15 protein-coding genes and 1 pseudogene are annotated in these 21,182 nt (G+C 71.4%); 5 read left to right on the forward strand and 11 right to left on the reverse strand.

The features are described 5' to 3' along the window. Positions 1-4: 4 nt before the first annotated feature. On the reverse strand, positions 5-1,474 hold the full coding sequence (locus tag ABZT06_RS27600) for an AlkA N-terminal domain-containing protein (protein WP_355746690.1): 1,470 nt from the start codon (positions 1,472-1,474) through the stop codon (positions 5-7). Positions 1,475-1,535: 61 nt separating this feature from the next. Next, on the reverse strand, positions 1,536-3,518 hold the full coding sequence (locus ABZT06_RS27605; RefSeq protein WP_355746305.1) for a heavy metal translocating P-type ATPase: 1,983 nt from the start codon (positions 3,516-3,518) through the stop codon (positions 1,536-1,538). A gap of 35 nt (positions 3,519-3,553) precedes the next feature. Between ABZT06_RS27605 and ABZT06_RS27610 the strand changes: the two genes are divergently transcribed. After that, positions 3,554-3,916, forward strand: a complete 363-nt coding sequence (locus tag ABZT06_RS27610; protein ID WP_057608409.1) for a metalloregulator ArsR/SmtB family transcription factor — start codon at positions 3,554-3,556, stop codon at positions 3,914-3,916. Between the two features lie 16 nt (positions 3,917-3,932). After that, the gene (locus ABZT06_RS27615) at positions 3,933-5,066 is read left to right on the forward strand and encodes an MFS transporter (protein ID WP_355746693.1); all 1,134 of its coding nucleotides are present in this window, start codon (positions 3,933-3,935) and stop codon (positions 5,064-5,066) included. Between the two features lie 183 nt (positions 5,067-5,249). On the opposite strand, the gene ABZT06_RS27620 is transcribed toward ABZT06_RS27615, so the two are convergent. Continuing rightward, the gene (locus ABZT06_RS27620) at positions 5,250-5,741 is read right to left on the reverse strand and encodes a MarR family winged helix-turn-helix transcriptional regulator (protein WP_355746309.1); all 492 of its coding nucleotides are present in this window, start codon (positions 5,739-5,741) and stop codon (positions 5,250-5,252) included. 105 nt (positions 5,742-5,846) lie between these two features. Between ABZT06_RS27620 and ABZT06_RS27625 the strand changes: the two genes are divergently transcribed. Beyond that, complete coding sequence (locus tag ABZT06_RS27625; RefSeq protein ID WP_355746312.1) at positions 5,847-7,073, forward strand: amidohydrolase family protein; 1,227 nt, start codon at positions 5,847-5,849, stop codon at positions 7,071-7,073. 122 nt (positions 7,074-7,195) lie between these two features. Further along, positions 7,196-7,920 (forward strand): annotated as a pseudogene (locus ABZT06_RS27630) (leucine zipper domain-containing protein); the annotation flags it as partial. 30 nt (positions 7,921-7,950) lie between these two features. Here the strand turns inward: ABZT06_RS27630 and ABZT06_RS27635 are convergent. From ABZT06_RS27635 to ABZT06_RS27660, 6 genes are all read right to left on the reverse strand, one after another. Further along, positions 7,951-11,814 carry a glycoside hydrolase family 2 TIM barrel-domain containing protein gene (locus ABZT06_RS27635; protein ID WP_355746315.1) on the reverse strand — a complete coding sequence of 1,288 codons (3,864 nt, stop codon included), beginning with the start codon at positions 11,812-11,814 and terminating at the stop codon, positions 7,951-7,953. A gap of 217 nt (positions 11,815-12,031) precedes the next feature. After that, a complete protein-coding gene (locus ABZT06_RS27640; protein WP_355746318.1) occupies positions 12,032-12,370 on the reverse strand; it encodes a hypothetical protein in 339 nt (112 codons plus the stop codon). A gap of 423 nt (positions 12,371-12,793) precedes the next feature. Next, a complete protein-coding gene (locus ABZT06_RS27645) occupies positions 12,794-13,303 on the reverse strand; it encodes an O-acetyl-ADP-ribose deacetylase (RefSeq protein ID WP_355746321.1) in 510 nt (169 codons plus the stop codon). Positions 13,304-13,355: 52 nt separating this feature from the next. Then, positions 13,356-14,768: an NAD(P)/FAD-dependent oxidoreductase gene (locus ABZT06_RS27650; protein WP_355746323.1), complete on the reverse strand. Its 1,413-nt coding sequence runs from the start codon at positions 14,766-14,768 to the stop codon at positions 13,356-13,358. Positions 14,769-15,479: 711 nt separating this feature from the next. Further along, positions 15,480-16,325, reverse strand: coding sequence for an inositol monophosphatase family protein (locus tag ABZT06_RS27655; protein WP_355746326.1), 846 nt, complete (start codon positions 16,323-16,325; stop codon positions 15,480-15,482). A gap of 149 nt (positions 16,326-16,474) precedes the next feature. Next, entirely contained in the window at positions 16,475-18,304 is a 1,830-nt protein-coding gene (locus ABZT06_RS27660) for a gamma-glutamyltransferase (RefSeq protein ID WP_355746329.1), read from the reverse strand. Positions 18,305-18,591: 287 nt separating this feature from the next. On the opposite strand from ABZT06_RS27660, the gene ABZT06_RS27665 reads away from it, so the two are divergent. Further along, positions 18,592-19,584, forward strand: a complete 993-nt coding sequence (locus ABZT06_RS27665) for a phospholipase D-like domain-containing protein (protein ID WP_355746332.1) — start codon at positions 18,592-18,594, stop codon at positions 19,582-19,584. Between the two features lie 26 nt (positions 19,585-19,610). On the opposite strand, the gene ABZT06_RS27670 is transcribed toward ABZT06_RS27665, so the two are convergent. Further along, positions 19,611-20,432 carry a class I SAM-dependent methyltransferase gene (locus ABZT06_RS27670; protein WP_355746335.1) on the reverse strand — a complete coding sequence of 274 codons (822 nt, stop codon included), beginning with the start codon at positions 20,430-20,432 and terminating at the stop codon, positions 19,611-19,613. 43 nt (positions 20,433-20,475) lie between these two features. Next, positions 20,476-21,138 carry a response regulator transcription factor gene (locus ABZT06_RS27675; protein ID WP_355746338.1) on the reverse strand — a complete coding sequence of 221 codons (663 nt, stop codon included), beginning with the start codon at positions 21,136-21,138 and terminating at the stop codon, positions 20,476-20,478. Positions 21,139-21,182: the final 44 nt, after the last annotated feature.

Below are 21,182 nucleotides of genomic sequence, written 5' to 3' on the forward strand. Positions count from 1 at the left end.
GTCCTTACACGGGAAGGAAGTTGATCGGGTGGCTGTCGGTCGCCCACAGGTACTGGACCGCGTAGGCCCGCCAGGGCTGCCAGGCGGCCGCACGGGCCGTCAGCGCGGCCGGGGTCGAGGGCAGGCCCAACTCCTGGGCGGCGCGGCGGATTCCGAGGTCGGTCGGGAGGAAGGCGTCCGGATCGCCGAGGGCGCGCATGGCGATCACGTCGACCGTCCAGGGGCCGAAGCCGGGGAGGTCGAGGAGGCGGGCCCGGGTCTCCGACCAGTCACTCTCCACGCCCAACCGAAGGGAACCTTCGGCCAGTTGGTGCACCAGGGTGGTGAAGGTCGTACGGCGGGTGCGGGGCATCGCGAGCGAGGCGGGGTCCACCGCGGCCAGGGCCTCGGGGGACGGGAAGAGGTGCGTCAGGCCGCCCTCGGGGTCGTCGACGGGTTCGCCGTGGGCGGTGACCAGGCGAGCGGCGTGGGTCCGGGCCGCCGCGGTGGAGACCTGCTGGCCCAGCACGGCCCGTACGGCGAACTCCGCCTCGTCGACCGTGCGCGGGACACGTCGGCCGGGCGCCTTGTCGACCAGGGGCGCCAGGAGCGGGTCCGTGCGCAACTGGTCGTCGATCGCGACCGGGTCGGCGTCCAGGTCGAGCATGCGGCGGCAGCGGCTGATGGCGACGGTCAGGTCGCGCAGGTCGCTGAGCGTCAACCGGCAGGCGATGTGGTCGGGTTGTGGTGTGAGGGCCACGATGCCGTGTCCGTACGGCAGCCGCAGCGTGCGCCGGTACGCGCCGTCCCGCCACTCCTCCACCCCCGGCACGGCGGTGGCCGCGAGGTGGCCGAAGAGGTTGTCGGGGTTGAGGGGGGCGCGGAACGGCAGGCGCAGGGAGAGGAAGCCCGGGGCGTCCGGCGCGGACCTCTTCGCGGCGCGGGTGCGCAGGTCGCTCGGTGAGAGCGCGAAGACCTCGCGCACGGTGTCGTTGAAGGTGCGGATGGCGGAGAAGCCGGCCGCGAAGGCGATGTCCGCCATCGGGAGCGCGGTCGTCTCGATGAGGATCCTCGCCGTCTGGGCGCGCTGGGCTCGGGCGAGGGCGAGCGGGCCCGCGCCGAGTTCGGCGAGCAGCTGGCGTTCGATCTGCCGGGTGCTGTAGCCGAGGCGGGCGGCGAGGCCGGGTACACCCTCGCGGTCGACCACGCCGTCGGCGATCAGCCGCATCGTGCGGGCCACGAGATCGGCGCGCTGGTTCCACTCCGGTGAGCCCGGGCTGGTGTCGGGCCGGCACCGCTTGCAGGCGCGGAAGCCCGCCTGCTGGCAGGCCGCCGCGCTCGGGTAGAAGGTCATGTTCTCGGGCTTGGGCGGAACGACCGGACAGCTCGGCCGGCAGTAGATGCGGGTCGTCAGGACGGCAGTGAAGAACCATCCGTCGAACCGCGCGTCCTTGGACCGCACGGCGCGCACACAGCGCTCGGTCTCGGTGTACATCCCCGTCTGCATGCGTCCAGCATCGGCCACCTGCGGCACCCGGGCTGGCGAGAATCCGACATCAACCTCGCGTGCCCTGGAGCGGGACCTGGCCCGGCCGCCACGCGGACGCGCGCAGCAGCCGCAGCCCGTTGAGGCCGACGAGGACCGTCGAGCCCTCGTGCCCGGCGACGCCGAGCGGCAGCGGGAGGTGACCGAGGAGGTCCCACAGGACGAGCCCGGTGATGAAGGTACCCGCGATCACCAGGTTCTGCAGGACCAGCCGGCGGGCGGCCCGGGACAGCCGTACGACCGCGGGAACGGTCGCGAGCTCGTCCCGTACGACGACCGCGTCCGCCGTCTCCAGCGCGAGGTCGGCGCCCGCACGGCCCATGGCGATGCCGGAGTGGGCGGCGGCGAGCGCGGGTGCGTCGTTGACGCCGTCCCCGACGAACAGCACCTTGCGTCCGGCGTCCTGGAGCTCCCGTACGGCGTCTACCTTGCCCTCCGGCAGCAGGTCGGCGCGGACGTCCACCAGGCCGGTGGCCTCGGCGACCCTCGCGGCGGCCCGCGCGTTGTCGCCGGTGAGCAGGACGGGGGCGGTGCCGGTCAGGGCGGTGAGCGCGGCGGTGGCGGCGGGGGCGTGCGGGCGGAGGCGGTCGGTGAGGGCGAGGGTGCCGAGGGGAGCACCGTCGCCGGTCACGAGGACGACGGTGGCGGCCTCGGAGCGGCCCGCGCCGGCGTCCGGGAAGTCGAGGTCCGCCCGCCCGACCTCGATGACCCGCCCCTCGACCACTGCCGTCACCCCGCGCCCGGGCACGGCGACGAAGTCCCGCGCCTCCGCGATCCGCAGCCCCCTCTCCTTCGCCGCCCTCACCACAGCGCGCCCCAGCGGATGCTCGCTGGGGTGCTCGGCCGCCGCGGCCAGCGCGAGAAGGGCGTCCGGGGTCAGCCCGGAGCCCGGCAGCGGCCGTACGGCCGAGATCTCCGGGGCGCCCTCCGTCAGCGTCCCCGTCTTGTCGAGGGCCACGGCGTCCACCTCGCCCAGCCGCTCCATCGCGACCGCCGACTTGACCAGGACGCCGTGTCGTCCGGCGTTGGCGATGGCGGACAGCAGGGGCGGCATGGTCGCGAGGACGACCGCGCACGGCGAGGCGACGATCATGAAGGTCATCGCAGGCAGCAGCGCTTCCGTGAGGTCGGCGCCGAACAGCATCGGCACACCGAACACGGCGAGTGTGGCGATCACGATGCCCACCGCGTACCGCTGTTCGATCTTCTCGATGAACAGCTGCGTCGGCGCCTTGGTCCGGGACGCCTCCTCGACCAGGGTCACGATGCGTGCGATCACGGAGTCGGCGGGGTCGCGCTCGACACGCACGCGCAGCGCGCCGGTGCCGTTGAGGGTGCCGGCGAAGACCTCGTCGCCGGGACCCTTGGCGACCGGGAGGGGTTCGCCGGTGATGGTGGCCTGGTCGGCCTCGCTCGCGCCGTCGAGGACCCGGCCGTCGGCGCCGATCCGCTCGCCCGGCCGGATCAACAGGACGTCTCCCACGGCGAGTTCACTCGTCGGGACCGTCTCCTCGCCGTTCTCCGTCACCCGGGTCGCCAGCGCGGGCGCGAGGTCGAGCAGGCCGCGTACCGAGTCGGCGGTGCGGGCGGTGGCCAGCGCCTCCAGGGCGCCGGACGTGGCGAAGATGACGATCAGCAGGGCGCCGTCCAGGACCTGGCCGATCGCGGCCGCACCGAGCGCCGCGACGATCATCAGCAGGTCGACGTCCAGGGTCCTCTCGCGCAGCGCCCTGAGCCCTACGAGGGCCGGTTCCCAGCCTCCGGTGGCATAGGCGAGCGCGTACAGCGGGCCGTACGCCCACCACGGCAGGCCGGCGAGGTCCAGCGCGAGAGCGAGCAGGAACGCGGCGGTCGAGGCCAGCGCCCAGCGGGCCTCGGGGAGGGCGAGCGCCCGGGTGCGGTGACTCGGTGCGGGATGCGCGGGCGCAGGGGAGCGAACGGGGGTGAGAGTCGTGGACACCCCAGCACCATACAGGAACACATGAAGACTCATTCATCTGTTCATGTGCGATGGGTAAGATACCGCCCATGGGTCATGGAGCCGTCACCACCGCGCAGGAAACCGCCGAGCGCGTACGTCTGGACGCGGCGAACGTGGCCAAGGTGGCCACCACCCTCCAGGCCCTCTCCACCCCCTCCCGCCTGCTGATCCTCGCCAGGCTGCGCGAAGGACCGCTGCCGGCCACGGAGTTGGCCGCCGAGGTGGGGATGGAGCAGTCGGCGTGCTCGCACCAGCTGCGGTTGCTGCGCAACCTGGGCCTGGTCGTGGGCGAGCGCCGGGGCCGCTCGGTGGTGTACGCGCTGCACGACCACCATGTCGCCGAGCTGCTCGACCAGGCCGTCTACCACGTGGAACACCTGCGGCTGGGGCTCAGTGACGCCACCGAGTGAGCCGCGCCGGCAGGTGATGTGGCCGCTGTACGCGGCCGGTTTCACCACGGCCTTCGGCGCGCACGGCATCGCCGCGAACCTCGGCGCGGACTCGGCGGACGCGGTCACCTCACTGCTCGTGCTGGGCGGTCTGCTCGCCCTGTACGACGGTGCCGAAGTCGTGCTCAAGCCGCTGTTCGGCACGCTCGCCGACCGGATCGGGGCGCGCCCCGTGCTCCTCGGCGGACTGGTGGCCTTCGCCGTGGCGTCCGCGCTCTACGCCCTCGCCGACAGCCCCGGCTGGCTGTGGGCCGCGCGGCTCGGGCAGGGCGCGGCCGCCTCCGCCTTCTCCCCTGCCGCGTCCGCGTTGGTGGCCCGGCTGAATCCGGCCGCCAAACGGGGGCGGGCCTTCGGGAGTTACGGCTTCTACAAGTCCGTCGGCTACACCCTGGGCCCGCTGCTCGGCGGGGTGCTGGTGTGGGCGGGCGGGCTGCGGCTGCTGTTCACGGTGCTGGCGGTGCTGGGCGCGGCCGTGGCGGTGTGGGCGCTGCTCGCCGTACCCGTCGTGCCGCCCCTCCCCCGGGCCCGGCAGACCGTCCTCGACCTGGCGCGGCGGCTGGCCGACCCGGTGTTCCTGGTCCCGACGGCCGCGCTCGCCGGGGCGACGGCCGCGCTCTCGGTGGGCGTGGGCTTCCTTCCCGTGTCGGGCAGGGTGGCGGGACTCGGCACGGTGGCGACGGGGGCCGCGGTGTCGGTGCTCGCGGCCTGCGCGGCGGTCGTACAGCCGCGCGCCGGGCGGGCGTTGGACGCGGGGCGGATCACGGTACGGGGTGGGCTGAGTGCCGGCTTGCTGCTGGCGGCGGCCGGTCTGGGCTGCGCGATGCTGCCGGGACTGACGGGTGTGCTGTTGGGGGCCGCCCTGATCGGCGTCGGAACGGGGCTGATCACCCCCCTCGGATTCGCGGCCCTCGCCTCGTCGACTCCGCAGGAACGGCTGGGGCAGACGATGGGGGCGGCCGAGCTGGGACGCGAACTGGGTGACGCCGGCGGTCCGTTGCTGGTCGCCGGGGTCGCCGCAGCGGCGACGCTGACGTACGGGTACGGGGTGCTGGCGGTGCTCCTCGCGTGTGGCCCGCTGGTGGCGGTGGGGCTGCTTCGCCGACGCGAGTGAGGCGTTTCCACGCGGACACAGGGATGCCTCACCCACGCAGTGAGCCAGGTGTATTAACCACGAGCGTTGTTGACAGTGATCAAGGTCCAAGCGTCATCCACTGTTCGGGGTCTTACCCGAGGGTGATGTGGGGGCAGGCACGGGTCCTGCACTTGGGCTTGCGCCACATCACTGCGGGGATGCTCAGTCTCGCGCGCAGGCACTCGGGTCATCCTCACTGCTGCGGATCTGGCGGGCGGACCAGGCGCCGGCGTCCTGGCTGTAGCGGATGAGGAACCGGGCGAACTGCATGCGCTCGGCCGGCTCCCATGCAGCGGTGATGTGTTCAAAGGTTTCGCGCTGCTCGGAGGCGAAGCGGTGGCGCTCGTTTTCGCCGGCCTGAGTGAGTTCAAGGACGGTGCGCCGGCCGTCTGCTTGCGATGCGGCTCGCTGCAGCAGTCCGTCGGCGATACAGGCCGCGACGGTGCGGCTGGCGACGGGCTGGGTGACGCCCATCTCGGCGGCGATGCCCCCCACTGTCATCTCGCCTGACGCGTCCGCGACCACGTTCAGGACGAGGTTGCGGGTCAGATCCCCGCGCCCGCCCGAGGTGCGCCGCCTGAGCCGCGACAGAGCGGGTCCTACCTGATCAAGGAGAGCCTTACCGCTTCCCGTGGGCGTTGATGAGCTGCTCATGCCGCCATCCTAGGGAGTTCAAGTCGCAATGCATAACCATGCCATTACGCATGTACATAGCTTTAGGTATATGTTGAGGGTCGTACTCCAGGATCGAGGTAGGCCATGTCCATGACCGTTATTACCGGTGCCCGGGTCTTCGACGGTGAGAAGACGCTGGGGGTGACCAACGTGCTCATCGAGGACGGGCAGATCGCCCGCCTCGGCGGCGACACCCCAGGAGGGGCCGAGATCGTCGACGGCAGCGGCGCGACGCTGCTGCCGGGCCTGATCGACGCCCACGTCCACACCAACCGGGACGCGCTGGCGCTGGCGCTGCGGTTCGGTGTGACGACCGAGCTGGAGATGCAGGGCACCCACACCAGAGGCAGGCGGTCCCACATCAGCGAGGACGACGCCCTCGCCGACGTGCGGTCCTCCGGTTTCGGTATCACCCCTCCAGGCGGCCACCCCAGCGAGTTGTTCCCCGAAGGCTTCCGCCCCGGCCCTCCTCCCGGTACCAGGCCCGCAGGCGAGCCGCCGCTGATGCCGTTCTCCACCACCCCTGAAGAAGCCGTCGCGTTCATCCCACAGCTGATCGAACGCGGCTCGGACTACATCAAGTTCATGGTCGACGACGGCAGCATCGAAGGGCACCCCGGCCTGCCCATGCTCGACCAGGCCACCTTGGACGCCGGCGTGGCCGAGGCCAAGAAGCACGGCATGCTCACCATCGCCCACACCCTGACCGCGGACGCCACCCGCATGGCCATCGAGGCGGGTATCGACGGCCTGGCCCACCTGTTCATGGACCAGCCCCACACCGACGAGATCATCAACCAGGTCAAGGACGCTGGGGTGTTCGTCGTCCCCTGTGTCGTCCTGAACGCCTCCATGATGGGCATCACCGGCGAAGACCTCGCCGACGACCCGCGCGTCGCCTCCCGCCTCGATGCCGACTGGGACAAGGCCCTGCGCTCCAGCTTCGGCCACTACCCCCAGGGCAAGATCGAAGACGTCCTGGCCACCGTCAAAGCCCTCGCCGACGCAGGGGTGGACCTACTGGCCGGCACCGACGCCTCCCTACCCCTTCCCTTCCTGGGGGGGCTCGCCCACGGCGCCAGCGTCCACCACGAACTGCAGTACCTGACCCGAGCGGGACTCACCCCCGCCCAGGCCCTGCGCGCAGCCACCGCCACCACCGCCCGCCGCTTCGGCCTCGAAGACCGCGGCCGCATCGCCGAAGGCATGCGCGCCGACCTCTTCCTGGTCGACGGTGACCCCACCGACATCATCTCCGACACCCTCAACATCCGCTCCGTCTGGCGCCGCGGCACCCGCCTCGTGGCCTGACCCCGCCGCCCACCACACGACGCCCTCACCCACCGCCATGAGGTCGACTGCCCCATGCGTGGCCGCACTCCCCGCCTGAGCCCAGATGGCTGATCAAGTTCCGCACCACAGCAGAGGTCCTCGTGTCTCACCTCAATGCCCGGCTGACCGTTCATGGCCGTCGACTCCTGGTCGACCGGATCCAGGCCGGCAGGCCCGTCGCCTACGTGGCTGACGAAATGGAAGTCGCCCGCTCCACAGCCCACAAGTGGGTCCGCCGCCGGCGAGCCGAAGACGCCGCCGCCTGTACGACCTCCCCAGCCGACCCCGGACAACGCCGCCGCACCGCTGCCGACATCGCGACCCGGATCTGCTAGGTGCGGCGCTGACGGAAACCCGGTCCCGCCCGCATCGGCCTGATCCCGGCGATGCCCGCCTCGACGGTCCACCGCGTCCTGACCCGTCACAACATGGACCGGCTGCAACGGATGGACCGGCCCACCGGCCAGATCATCCGCCGCTACGAACGAGCACGCCCCGGCGGACTAGTCCTCGTCGACATCAGGAAGCGATATCCCCGACGGCGGAGGCCACCGCGCCATGCCCCGGCAGCAAGCCCTCGCCAACCGGCAGACCACGACCGACGCGCGCAAGAGCGGCAGCCCCGTGATCGGCTGCAGCTTCGTCCACACCGCCGTAGACGACCACTCCCGGCTCGCCCACGGCATCATCCACAAGCGCACGCGACCCTATGCTCCGCAGACGAACGGCAAGGTGGAGCGGCTGAATCGCACCTTGCTCGACGAATGGGCGTACGTGCGCCCCTACTCCAACAACGCCGAACACCGACGCCCTGGCGGACTTCCTTCCCCCATGCAACTGCCACCGGTCGATACGGCTAGGCGGAGGCTGTCGGCCGTCGCGAGGCCGCCGTCGCCCGGGTCACGCCCGTCAGCGGCCGCAGCCGATACGTGTACGTGTAGTCGCGGTCGGCGAACAGCTTGTACTCGTCGTGGGTGTGCGCGCCCCAGCTGTTGTCGCCGCCGACGCCCATCTGCCGGTGGTTCACCCTGAGGACGACCGCGTCGCGCGGGGTGAGCTGGTAGTCGTGGCGCACCCCGTTGGACAGGTCCTCGGGCGTGAAGTGCGAGGCGTTGACCTCCAGCAGCGGCTCACCCGCCACCAGCAGTCCCACCCCGTCGCGGTCGGTCAGGGCCGCCCAGCGCACATCCGTCTTGTTGCCGTTCTCCTGCGGGCGGATGTAGGAGGTCCACTGCTCGGCGACGGTCCCGGACCAAAGGCCCACGTCCGTACCGTCGTTGCGGTCCCAGTGGTTCTCCTCGGGGCCCCGCCCGTAGTAGTGCAGCCGGTCCAGGCGGCGCGGCAGGAACAGGATCGTGCCGACCTCCGGGATGTACGGCAGTGAACTCGCCCCCGGGTGCAGGGTGTTGTCGACCTTGATCTCGCCGTTGCCGAAGACCGTGTAGGTGGTGGTGTACGTCGACTCGGTCGTCGTCGGCAGGGTGCCGCTGACCTTGATCTCGACCGCCCGGTCCCGCAGTGCCCGCACGCTCACGTCGGTCACCTTGCGATGCGCGCCCGCGTCGCGCCAGGTCTGGTTGCGGGTGTGCTGCCCGTTGCCGTGGTCGTTGTCGGTGGGCGCCCGCCAGAAGTTCGGCACGGGGCCCGAGGTGATCAGACGGGTGCCGTGGGCCTTGTACGACGCGAAGGTCCCGCTGCCCTTGTCGACGGTGACGGAGAAGCCCTTGCCGTTGACGGTGACCTGGCCGGAGGCGTCCTTGTAAGTCAGCGCCGGGATCTTCGCGAGCGGCACGAGCGTCACCGCCGGGGTGTCTGCGTCGACGGCGAGCTGCTGCTTGGCCACCTCGAAACCGGCCTTCGCCCAAGGGGTGGACTCCCGGGTGGTGAAGGAGAGTTGGAGGAAGTACTCGGTGCCGGGCGCGGGGGCGCTCGGGAGCTTGTACGGCACGGTGATGTTCTTGCTCGACAGCGGTGCCAGGTTCAGCTGGTCCCGTGCCAGCTTCCCGTGCCGCACCACCTTCCCGTCGGCGAGCAGTGTCCAACTGCCGTCGAGTTCACGCAGGTTGGTGAACAGGTACTCGTTGGTCAGGGTCACCGAGCCGTCCGGGGCCCAGGACGCGTTGACCGCCTGGTATATCTGCTTGACCTCGGCGGCCTTGCCGGTGTGGCCGCGGTCGGCGGTGACGATGCCGTCCGCGACGAAGGCGCCGTCGTTCGGGTTGTCGCCCCAGTCTCCGCCGAACGCGAAGAAGGTCTTCTGGGCGGACCGCTTCTCGGTGAGCCCCACGGTCGCCGCGTCGAACCAGAACCGCACGCCCTCGTCACCGGGGCCCCGGCTGCCGGAGGCCAGTTCGGCGGCGCTCAGGGGGCGGGCGTACACGCGCGCCTTCCTGATCGTGCCGCTGAACTCCCTTGTGGGGTTGTCGACATCGACGGCCAGCGCGAGCGGCGCGGTGTTGCCGCTCGGCCGCTGCGTCGTGCTCTTGGTCGCCCTCACCTGGCCGTCCACATGAAGGGTCAGCGTGCCCGCGGCCGCGTCGAACACACCGGCGACGTGGTGTTCCTTACCTGTCCAGTCGTCCGGGAGCGCCCAACTGGCCGTGATCCACTGACCGCCGCCGTAGACGAAGAACTCCAGTGTCCTTCCGGACTGTTTGAGGGCGTAGTGGGTGTCACCCTTGGCGATGATCGGCTGGTGATACCCCGTCACCTTCGGGGTGATCCATGCCTCCAGGGTCAGCGAGCCGGTGAGGTCCAGGCGTGCGTCGCGGGCGAAGACGGTGCCACCGGAGACGCCCCTCTCCCGGTCGAACCTGGCTCTGGCGGGCAGGACTTCGCCCTTCAGGGCGCCGGGGCCGCTCTCGGTCAGCAACTGGCGCACCGGGACGGGCTCACTGAGGGACTGGTCGACGAAGTCCCAGATCCAGCCGCCCTGGAGGACGGGGTAGCGGCGGACGATGTCCCAGTACTTCCTGAAGTTGCCGTTGGAGTTCCCCATCGCGTGGCAGTACTCGATCATCACGTACGGCCGGGTGTCGGCGGTGTCCTTGGCGCGCTGCTCCACGCGTGCGGGGCTCTCGTACATCGCCGAGCGGATGTCGCTGATGGTGGGCCGGTCGTCGCCCTCGTACTGGACGACGCGGGTGGTGTCGTACGACTTGATCCAGTCGCGCATGTTCACGAAGGTGCTGCCGCCGCCCGCCTCGTTGCCCAGCGACCAGATCACCACCGAGGCGTGGTTCTTGTCGCGGTGGACCATGTTCTGGGCGCGGGCCACGCAGGCCGCGCTCCAGTCGGGGTGGTTGCCGGGGTACTCGCCGCGGATGCCGTGGGTCTCCAGGTTGGTCTCGTCGACGAGGTACAGGCCGTACTCGTCGGCGAGTTCGAGCCACAGCGGGTTGTTGGGGTAGTGCGAGGTGCGGACCGAGTTGATGTTCATCCGCTTGATGATCGTGATGTCCTTCACGAGGTCCGCGCGGGTGAGCGCGGTGCCGCGGTCGGGGTGCATCTCGTGGCGGTTGGTGCCGCGGAAGGAGACCGGCTTGCCGTTGATGCGCATCAGCCCGTCCTTCAGGGCGAATTCACGCAGGCCGACGCGGTGCGAGAGTGTCTCGATCACCTTGCCGGCGGGGTCGCGAAGCCGCAGGACGGCGGTGTAGAGGTACGGATGCTCGGCCGACCACAACTTCGGCGTGGGCACGGCCTTCGCGGCCTGTACGGTCGTCTCGTCGCCGGATGCGAGGGCGACGGCCTGCTGGAGCGGGCGGGGCCAGACCGCGTGGCCGCCGGAGTCGTAGAGCTGGGTCTCGACCGTGTAGCGGCCCTGGTTGCCGCCGCCGTAGTCGCGCACGCTCGCGGTGACCGAGAGCTCGGCGGACGTGTGGTCGTCGCCGAGCGGGGTGTCCAGCTTGAAGTCGCGCAGGTGGACGGCCGGGGTGGAGTACAGGTAGACCGAGCGGAAGATGCCGCTCAGCCGGATCATGTCCTGATCCTCCAGCCAGTCGCCGTCGGAAAAGCGGTAGACCTCGACCGCGATCTGGTTGGTGCCCGGCTTGAGGTGCGGGGTGATGTCGTACTCGGCGGGCGTGTAGGAGTCCTCGTGGTAGCCGACGAGTTCACCGTTGATCCACACGTAGTGGGCGGACTTGACGCCCTCGAAGTGCAGGAAGGTCCGCCGCCCCGACCAGTCCTTCGGGACGGTGAAGGTGCGCCGGTACTGGCCGACGGGGTTGTAGCGGGTCGGGGCGGCGGGCGGCTGGGTCTCCTCGCCGAGGCCGTTGGGGCCCCACCACGGGTAGGTGATGTTGACGTAGATCGGGAAGTCGTAGCCATGCACCTGCCAGACCGAGGGGACAGGAATCGTGTCCCAGTCCGTGTCGTCCACGTCGGTGCGGTAGAAGTCCGTGTCCCGGTCGGCGGGGAGGTCGGCGTAGGCGAACTTCCACTTGCCGTCGAGGCTCACGCGGTACGGCGAGCGGGTGCGGTCGGCGGCGAGCGCCTGGCCGACGTCGGCGTACGGCATGAGGGTGGTGTGCGGGGGCTGGGTGCCCACCTGGAAGAGGTCGATGGCGCCGTTCCACTCCGGGGCCGGGGTGCCCTCCGCCCCGTGACCACGGCCGGCCAGGGGACCTGAGGAGAGGGCGAGAGCGCCGAGGACGGCGGCCCCGGACTCCAGCAGACGCCTGCGGCTCATGGGGGCAGGCTGGTGCGGGTGGGGCATCGGTGGAACCTTCCTCGGGACGACAGTGCGGTGTACGTACTGAGGGAGCGTCAATTCCTGTGCGCTATTGGTGACTTCGGGACACAGGATGCGACTCAACCTAGATCCCGAAGACGTGCGAGGCAATGACTCTGTCGTTCTTTGTGTGGTCCTGGGGACATGAAGACATGCGGCACCCCCGCGTGCGTTCACGCGGGGGTGCCGAGGTGCCGTCGTGTCAGCTTGCCGGCACGGCGGGCAGTCCGCCGCCGAGGAGTCCGGTGACGGTCCCGACCACGGTGCCGAGGAGGCCGGTGACCGCGCCCACCACACCGTTCAGATCCAGCGAGGTCAGCGACTTGAGCAGGTCGTCGATCGTGGACTGGAGGGAGTCCAGGAGGTCGGAGACCGGGTCGGCCGCGGCGGACCGGTCCGTGGCGGTGACGCTGCCGCTCAGCTGCCGCAGCTTTTCCCGGACCTCGGTGTTCGCCGCCTCGACGGCCTTCGCGTGGGCAGCCGCCTCGCTCGCGTCGAGCCGGCTGCCGTCCAGGGCCGGGATGTCGGTGACGGCGTCCACGAGGGGCCGGAGGACCTTGCGTGCTCGGTCCGGTCCAGTGCGTCGAGGCGGTCCGTCACGGTGCCCGCGTCAGCGGTGCCGTGTCCGGAGATCGCCTGGGCCACACTGTGGTCCGACGCGGCCGCGGTGCCGACCGGGCCGAGGATCAGCGCGGCACAGACCAGGGACGGCAGGAGGAGGCCGCGGGAGACGAGGGGGCGATGCTGGGTCCTTTCGAAGAGCTTCTTAGGGCCCACCGTGAGAACCGCCTGGGTGTCCCGCAACCGGTCCCGCAACCGGTCCCCGGACCGGTGACCGGCCGGCCACTGCCTCAAGACCGCTCTGAACAGGCACTTGTCCCCGCGTGCTCGTCCTTTGCAGCGCCCGGGACGTTCGGCCGTCAGGGTAGAGGACGTACGACGTCGGGCTACGGGCCCTGCGAGGTCAGCCGACCTGCCGCGCGAACGCCTGGTACGCCTGCTCGTCGAACAGCACGAACCGGGCCTCCTCGACCGCGGTCTCCGTCTCCCGTACGGTCTCCACCGCGATACGGGCGGCGTCGTCGACCGGCCAGCCGTAGATCCCGGCGGAGACGGCCGGGAAGGCGACCGTCCGGGCGCCCAGTTCGTCGGCGACGCGCAGTGACTCGCGGTAGCAGGAGGCCAGCAGGTCCGAGCGGTCCTCCTCGTGGCTGTAGCGGGGGCCGACGGTGTGGATCACCCAGCGCGCGTCCAGAGCGCCCGCGGTGGTGGCGACCGCCTTTCCGGTGGGCAGCCCCTTGCCGTAGTGAGAGGCGCGCAGCTTTCGGCAGTCCGCCAGGATCGCGGGACCACCGCGGCGGTGGATGGCGCCGTCGACCCCGCCTCCGCCGAGGAGGGAGGAGTTCGCGGCGTTGACGATCGCGTCGGCGCTCTCCCGGGTGATGTCGCCCTGGACGAGCCGGATGGTGGTCATGCCCACCACTCTTCCAGCCCGCGCCGCCGGGGGCAGCCTGGTTCCGATCCCCTCAGGTCTGCTGTCGCAGCCGCCGCCATACGGCCTTGGCGGCGTTGTGCCCCGACATGCCGTGCACGCCCGGTCCCGGCGGGGTCGCCGACGAGCAGATGAAGACGGCCGGGTGCGGGGTGCCGTACGGGGACAGGGAGAGCTTGGGGCGCAGCATGATCTGGAGTCCGCTGACCGCGCCGGAGGCGATGTCGCCGCCGACGTAGTTGGCGTTGCGGGCGGCCAGTTCGGGTGGGCCCGCGGTGGCACGGGCCAGGACGCGGTCGCGGAAGCCCGGGGCGAAACGCTCCAGTTGGCGCTCGATGGCGTCGGTGAGGTCGCCCGTCCAGCCGCTGGGGACATGGCCGTAGGCCCAGAAGACGTGCTTTCCGGCGGGGGCCCGGCCCGGGTCGACGACACTCGGCTGCACAGTGATCATGAACGGCCTGTCGGGTGCGCGGCCCTCCCGGGACGCGGCGCGCAGGGCGGTGCCGATCTCCGCGGTGTCGGCGCCGATCTGCACGGTGCCCGCGTCGCGCGCCTCCCTCGCGGTCCACGGCACCGGGCCGTCGAGGGCGTAGTCGACCTTGAAGACCCCCGGGCCGTAGCGGTAGCCCTCGTAGTAGTTGCCGAAGCCGGCGATACGGGCCAGGGCGGTGGGCGAGGTGTCGAAGACGTACGCGCGGGCGGGCGGCAGGTCGTCGAGCCGCTTCACCTCGTAGTCGGTGTGGACGGTGCCGCCGAGGTCCTTGAGGTAGGCGGCGAGCGCGTCGGAGATGGACTGGGAGCCGCCGCGCGCCACGGGCCAGCCGCGCGCATGTGCCGCGAGGGCGAAGACCAGGCCGATGGCGCCGGTGGCGAAACCGCCGAGCGGGGCCATGACGTGCGCCACGAGTCCCGCGAACAGGGTCTTCGCGCGCTCGTCGCGGAAGCGGCGCATCAGCCAGGTCGACGGGGGCAGGCCGACGAGACCGAAGCGGGCCAGGGTGACCGGGTCGCGGGGCAGCGCGGTCGCCGGCAGGGACATGAAGTCGCGGGCCAGGGTGTCCCACTTGGGCAGGAACGGTTCGACGAGCCTCCGGTACGTCCCCGCGTCACGCGGCCCGAACGAGGCGGCCGTCTCGGCGACCGACCGCGACAGCACGGCGGCGGTGCCGTCGGTGAAGGGGTGCGCCATGGGCAGTTCGGCGTGCAACCACTCCAGGCCGTAGCGCTCCAGGGGCAGGGCGCGGAACGCCGGGGAGTTGATGCCGAGGGGGTGGGCCGCGGAGCACGGGTCGTGCAGGAAGCCGGGGAGGGTCAGCTCCTCGGTGCGGGCTCCCCCGCCCACGGTGCCGCGCGCCTCGAAGACGGCCACGGAGAAGCCGCGACGAGCCAGCTCCACGGCAGCCGTCAGTCCGTTCGGCCCCGCACCCACCACGACCGCATCGAGCATCGACGGCACCTTCGGACCCCTTCGTCAGCCGATGGCCAGAGGATCAGGATATGCCGGGGGACCGACAGTCTTGGGGTGCGGGGGTATGTGGGGGGCGGGGTCCGTCGAGGGCGGGGTTCGTGGGAGGGGGGAGCTGGGGTCCGTCGGGGCGGGGTCGGCGGGAGCCGGGTCCGTGGTAGGCGGGAGCCGGGGTACGCGGGAGTCGGGTCCGTCGGAGGCGGGGTCCGTCGGAGGCGGGGTTTGCGAAAGCCGGGTCCGTGCGAGGCGAGGTCCAGGGGCGAGCCAAGGTCTATCGGAGGCGGGATCTGCGGGAGCCGGGGTTAAGGGAGGGGCGAGGTTCGTGGTAGCCGGGTCCCAGAGGAGGCGGGGTCCAGGGGCGTGGGCCACCCTGCCTCGCCCCTGCCCGGCTCCGACCGACCCCGACCGGCCCCGGCCGTTCCCCGGCTCGACCGGCCCGGGCCACGCCCCCTTCCATGCCCCGGCTCGGAAGCCGGTTCATCCGACCCTGCCGCGGCTCGACCGTGCCCCAGCTCCGACCCCGACCGGCCCCAGCCCCGACCCCGATTCCGCCCGGCCCCGGTCATACCTCGACCGCGCCCCCACAGCGATCCCGATACCGTCCGCCCCCGCCAAGCTCCCACGCTGCCGCAGCCCCGGCCCGAGTCCCCTCGTCCCTCCCCGCCCTCGGCCACACCCAGACCGGCCGTCGCGTCAGCCCGCGCCCGCCAGCAGCCCCCGCACCCTCCCGGCCGTCGCCGTGTCGCGGGCCGCGGTGAAGGGGAGGGTGTTTCCGCCCTTGATGCTGAACGGTGAGCCCGTGAGGGTCAGATGGGCGCCGCCCGCCTCCTCGACCAGCAGCAGTCCCGCCGCATGGTCCCAGGCGGCCTCCCAGGAGAACGCCACGGCGTCCAACTCGCCCCGGGCGACGGCGAGATACTCCAGGCCGGCCGATCCGCACGGGCGCGGCGCGACGCCGTCCGTCCACAGGCCCAGCAGGCCGCGCTTCTGTTCGTCCGTCGTGTAGTCCGGGTGCGACGTGGCCACTTGGAGGTCACGTCCCGGTACGGGAGCGCCCGCGTGCAGCCGCTCACCGTCGAGGAACGCACCCCGGCCCCGTATCGCGGTGGCCAGTTGGTCCCGGACCGGTGCGTAGGTCCAGGAGGCGAGCAGGACGCCACTCCTCGCGAGCGCGACCAGTGTGCAGAAGCCGGGATCGCCGTGCACGAACTGCCGGGTGCCGTCGACGGGGTCGACTATCCAGACCGGGGTGTCGCCCTGCAGCGCCTCGTACGACGCCGGATTCGCGTGGACCGCCTCCTCGCCGACCACGACGGAGCCGGGCAGCAGGGCGCCGAGCACTTCGGTGAGGTACCGCTCGGCCAGCCGGTCGGCGTCCGTGACCAGGTCGTGCGGGCCGGCCTTCTGGTCGACCTCGTGCGCGGCGAGCCGCCGGAAGCGCGGCATGATCTCGGCCGCGGCAGCCTTGCGCACCGCCTCTTCCACGTCGCCCGCGTATCGGTCGAGAAACTCGTCGATGGTTTCCGTCTCTTCGATCATGACTCCATGAGAGCACGCGGGTCTGACAATCCACACCCGCCTGGTGGAGGGTGGGTGGAATCGCCGTGAACACCGGGATCAGAGGCAACTGGCGCCCAATCGCGACAAATAACGCGATGTACACCAACGTCCTGTCCCGTCACCCCCCGTCACCTCCCCACCGCATACCCCTGCATCCCCCGAGGATTCGCCCCGGCCGACAGCACCCCCGTCTCCGGATCCCGCGCCACCGCGCACAACCGTCCCTCCGACCACGACTCCCCCACCGTCACGTCGTGCCCCCGCCGCCGTAGCTCCTCGACCACGCCGGGATCCGTCCGCGCCTCCACCGTGACGCTCCCCGGCCGCATCCCCCGCGGGTAGAACGACCCGGGGAAGCTGTCGTTGTGCCAGTTCGGGGCGTCGATCGCGCCCTGGAGGTCGAGGCCGCCGCGGACCGGGGGGCGCAGGGCGACGGCCAGGAAGAAGTGGAGCTGCCACTGGTCCTGCTGGTCCCCGCCAGGCGTCCCGAAGGCCAGGACGGGGACCCCGGCGCGCAGGGCGATCGAGGGCGTCAGGGTGGTGCGGGGGCGACGGCCGGGCGTGAGGGAGTTCGGCAGCCCGTCCTCCAGCCAGGTCATCTGGAGCCGGGTGCCGAGCGGGAAGCCCAGTTCGGGCACGACCGGGTTGGACTGGAGCCACCCGCCGCTGGGCGTGGCGGCGACCATGTTGCCCCAGCGGTCGACGACGTCGAGATGGCAGGTGTCGCCGCGGGTGGTCCCGTCAGGACCGGTCTCGGGCTCCCCCGGTACCGGGGAGGTGGGGTTCTTCGCGACCGTCGGCTCCCCGACCCCCATCGGGCTGAACCCGGGCTCGTCGGTGACCACCACGCGCGCGTGTGCGCTGAGCTGCGGTTCGCGCCCGCCGGGACTGCCCGGTCGCAGGTCGTACGAGGCCTTGTCGCCCACGAGTTCACGCCGCACCGCGCTGTACTCCGGCGACAGCAGCTGGCCGAGAGGCACCTCGGCCGCGTCCCCGTACCAGGCCTCCCGGTCGGCCATCGCCAGCTTGCAGCCCTCGATCAGCAGATGGACGTACTCGGCGGACCCGTACCGCGGCAGCTCGGGCGGCAGCAGCGCGAGTTGCTGGAGAAGGACCGGGCCCTGGCTCCAGGGGCCGGCCTTGCACACGGTCCAGCCGTTCCAGTCGTACGTCGCCGGCGCCTCGTAGGTCGCGGACCACCCGGCGAGGTCGGCGGCCGTGAGCGTGCCGGTGTGCCGGGTGCCACTGGTGTCCATGGTGGGTCGCTGCGCCTGCCGTACGAGCGCCTCGGCGATGAATCCGGTACGCCACACCGCGCGCGCCGCCTCGATCTGCGCGACCCGGTCACCCGCCCTGGACACCTCGGCGATCAGCCGCTTCCAGGTGGCGGCGAGGGCGGGGTTGCGGAACAGCGAACCGGGCCGAGGCGCCTTCCCTCCCGGCAGGTACACCTCCGCCGACGAGGTCCACTCCGTCTCGAACAGCTCCCGTACGCTCTCGACGGTCGCGCCGACGTTCTCCACGGGCGCGTGCCCGTCCTCGGCGTACCCGATGGCGAACTTGAGGACGTCGGCGAGGGACTTGGTGCCGTGGTCGCGGAGCAGCAGCATCCAGGCGTCGAAGGCGCCGGGGACGGCGGCGGCGAGGGGTCCGGTGCCGGGGACGAGGTCCAGGCCCAGCTTTTTGTAGTGGGCCACCGTGGCCCCGGCCGGTGCGACACCCTGCCCGCACAGCACCCGGACCTGTCCTCCGGCGGGCGCGAGCAGGATCGGCACCTCTCCCGCCGGGCCGTTCAGGTGCGGCTCGACGACGTGCAGCACGAAGGCCCCGGCCACCGCGGCGTCGTACGCGTTGCCACCGTCCTCCAGTACCGCCATCGCCGACTGCGAGGCCAGCCAGTGGGTGGAGGACACCATGCCGAAGGTGCCCTGGAGGGTCGGTCGGGTGGTGAACGACATCTCTCACCTCGCTGGTGGGGCGCGCCTCGGCCGGTCCGAAGCGGGCGCGTCCACGGATCCTTTCATTGCGCACCGATCGGCCGGCCACTGGACCGCACGAAGATTTTGCGATCACACGAGAACTCCATGAACCGCGTTCCACCTGCAGGAAGTCCCCTTTGCCCGACTGTGCGGACCGTCGGTAACCCCGAGTTCACCGGCCTTCTCTTCCTCCGCCTTCTACGCGCGTGGTGCCATGCGGATGCCCGCGCCCCCCACGCGGGCGCCAACTCGACCAGGAGTCACGCATGTTGTGGAAGGTCCTCACCTGTACCGGTGTCGCTCTCGCCGCCGGTGCCGCCGTACTCGCCACGTCCGTCCCCGCCAGCGCCGCGAGCTACACGGCCTTCGCCTTCTCCCAGGGCGGCGGTCAGCCGACGATCTACGACTTCATCAACTCGGCGACCACGTCCCTCGACATGACCATGTACGAACTGGAGGACACCACCGCCGTCAACGATCTGATAGCCCTCAAGAACAAGGGCGTCACCGTCCGGGTCGTCCTGGACCGCGCGCACCAGAGCGCCAACAGCTCCGCGTACACGGCGCTGACGAACGCGGGCGTCGGCGTGGTCTGGTCACCGTCGAGCTTCGTCTACACGCACCAGAAGACGATCACCGTGAACGGGGCCAAGTCGCTGGTCCTGACCGGCAATCTCACCTCCCAGTACTACGCGACCGGCCGCGACTACGGCGTGTTCACCGACGACACCCGCGATGTCGCCGCGATCGAGAAGGTCTTCGCCGCGGACTACGCCGGCACCGCGGTCACCCCCACCGACGGTGACCACCTCCTCTGGTCGCCCACCGACTCGCGCAACCGTCTGCTGTCCGTGGTCGACGCCGCCACCAAGACGCTGGACGTCGAGGAACTGGAGTTCAGCGACAGCACGGTGGTGGACGCCATCGCGGCGCGCGCGAAGGCCGGCGTGAAGGTGCGCGTGGTGCTGGAGACCCCGGGCGACTACGCGAGCGAGGTCTCCGAGATCGAGGCGGCGGGCGGGAGCGTCGTCGGGTACTCCGACCCGAACGGCTTCTACATCCACGCCAAGGCCATGGTCGCCGACTACGGCCTCACCACCCAGGAGGTGGAGGCGGGCTCCATGAACCTCAGCAGCAACTCGCTCTCCAGCAACCGTGAGTTGGGCATCCTCCTCACCGGCACCGGGGTGGCCCAGTCCGTGGCCACCACCGTCGAGACCACGTTCAACGGCGACTACACGGGCGGTACGGCCGCGTAGTCGCCCGCCGGGCGGAGGCCGCCCTTTCACACCGACGGCCGTCTGCCCACCGTGAGCAGATGCCCGCTCACGCCCAGCAGCGTGGGCTCCGACTCGATGTGCCGGCACGCGGCCAGCACGGTCTCGCGCCGGTCCGGGTCGTCCAGCCAGTCCTCTACGCCGCCCATCAACCAGGCGACGCCCTCGATGCCGTACCGGCCCGCCACGGCCAGTCGCGCGTCGGTGAACTCCGCTGTCACCTCGTCCGGCGCGGCGAAGTGGGCCACGGTGAAGAAGCCCTCGTCGTGGTAGGGGTGCCGGCCGTCCACGAGGACGGCATCGGTGCGTTCACGGTGCTCGGGGGTGAAGTAGCGCTCCTCGCGCAGCAGGTCGTGCAGTTGCGCGTACCGGTTGATGGTGGCGGCGACCAGGAGCCCGCCCGGCCTGAGGACTCGTCGCGCCTCGGCCAACGCCCTGATCCGGTCGGCCCGTTCCGGAAGGTGGTACAGCGGGCCGAGCAGGAGCACCACGTCGTACGAGGCGTCGGCGGCGGCCAGTTCGCGCGCGTCCCCGAGACGGGCGCTCACCCCCGGCAGCCGCGAGGCCTGTTCCACGTGGAGCGGTACGGGGTCGACGAGTTCGACCGCGTATCCGTCGTCCGCCAGCCATTCCGCGTGCACCCCGCTGCCGCCGCCGACGTCCAGTACCCGCGCGGGTGCGTCGGGCAGCAGCCTGCGCAGGACGTCCTGGGTGCGCCAGAACTCCAGCCGTCCGGCGGGCGCTCCACCCTCCCTGAGCCGGGCGTCCTCCTTGCCCCGGGCGTAGTAGGCGAGGATCTCCTCGTGCATCCGCGGTGGCGTCTCGGTCATAGCCCCAGAGTGCTGATCCGTGTCCTGTGCCGGCAACGGAATTTCAGGTGCCGCGTGCCGTCACCAGCCCCGACTCGTAGGCGAACACGACCAGTTGGGCGCGGTCCCGGGCGCCCAGCTTGGTCATCGCGCGGCTGATGTGCGTCTTGGCGGTGAGGGGGCTGATCACCATGTGCTCGGCGATCTCCTCGTTGGTCAGACCGCGGGCGGCGAGGGCCGTGACCTCGCGTTCGCGGCGGGTGAGGCACTCCAGGCCGGGTGCGGTGGACCGGTCCGGGGGGCGCGAGACGAACTCGCCGATCAGGGTGCGGGTGACCGCTGGGGAGAGTAGCGCCTCGCCCCGGGCCACGACCTCGATGGCCTGGAGGAGGTCGGCCGGCTCGGTGTCCTTCAGCAGGAATCCGCTCGCACCCGCCCGCAGCGCCTCGAAGACGTACTCGTCGACGCCGTAGTTGGTGAGGATCACCACGCGGACCCCCGCCAGTTCCGGATCCGCGGCGATCCGCCGGGTCGCCTCGATGCCCGTCATCACCGGCATCTGCACGTCGATCAACGCGATGTCGGGCGCGTGCGCGCGCACCAGCTCCACGCCCCGCTCCCCGTCCGCCGCCTCCCCGACCACCTCGATGCCGTCCTCGGCGTCGAGCAGGGCCCGGAACCCGGCCCGCATCAACGCCTGGTCGTCGACGAGCGCCACCCTGATCACGCCGCCACCTCCCCGTGCACGGCACAGCCACACTCCGCCCCGAT

This window comes from Streptomyces sp. NPDC005483 (assembly GCF_040606035.1).
Classification (GTDB): domain Bacteria; phylum Actinomycetota; class Actinomycetes; order Streptomycetales; family Streptomycetaceae; genus Streptomyces.

Coding starts and splice junctions, on each gene's coding strand:
- ABZT06_RS27600 (WP_355746690.1), bottom strand. CDS start 1,474: ATGTACACCGAGACCGAGCGCTGTGTGCGCGCCGTGCGGTCCAAGGAC.
- ABZT06_RS27605 (WP_355746305.1), bottom strand. CDS start 3,518: ATGAGTCTTCATGTGTTCCTGTATGGTGCTGGGGTGTCCACGACTCTC.
- ABZT06_RS27610 (WP_057608409.1), top strand. CDS start 3,554: ATGGGTCATGGAGCCGTCACCACCGCGCAGGAAACCGCCGAGCGCGTA.
- ABZT06_RS27615 (WP_355746693.1), top strand. CDS start 3,933: ATGTGGCCGCTGTACGCGGCCGGTTTCACCACGGCCTTCGGCGCGCAC.
- ABZT06_RS27620 (WP_355746309.1), bottom strand. CDS start 5,741: ATGAGCAGCTCATCAACGCCCACGGGAAGCGGTAAGGCTCTCCTTGAT.
- ABZT06_RS27625 (WP_355746312.1), top strand. CDS start 5,847: ATGTCCATGACCGTTATTACCGGTGCCCGGGTCTTCGACGGTGAGAAG.
- ABZT06_RS27635 (WP_355746315.1), bottom strand. CDS start 11,814: ATGCCCCACCCGCACCAGCCTGCCCCCATGAGCCGCAGGCGTCTGCTG.
- ABZT06_RS27645 (WP_355746321.1), bottom strand. CDS start 13,303: ATGACCACCATCCGGCTCGTCCAGGGCGACATCACCCGGGAGAGCGCC.
- ABZT06_RS27650 (WP_355746323.1), bottom strand. CDS start 14,768: ATGCTCGATGCGGTCGTGGTGGGTGCGGGGCCGAACGGACTGACGGCT.
- ABZT06_RS27655 (WP_355746326.1), bottom strand. CDS start 16,325: ATGATCGAAGAGACGGAAACCATCGACGAGTTTCTCGACCGATACGCG.
- ABZT06_RS27660 (WP_355746329.1), bottom strand. CDS start 18,304: ATGTCGTTCACCACCCGACCGACCCTCCAGGGCACCTTCGGCATGGTG.
- ABZT06_RS27665 (WP_355746332.1), top strand. CDS start 18,592: ATGTTGTGGAAGGTCCTCACCTGTACCGGTGTCGCTCTCGCCGCCGGT.
- ABZT06_RS27670 (WP_355746335.1), bottom strand. CDS start 20,432: ATGACCGAGACGCCACCGCGGATGCACGAGGAGATCCTCGCCTACTAC.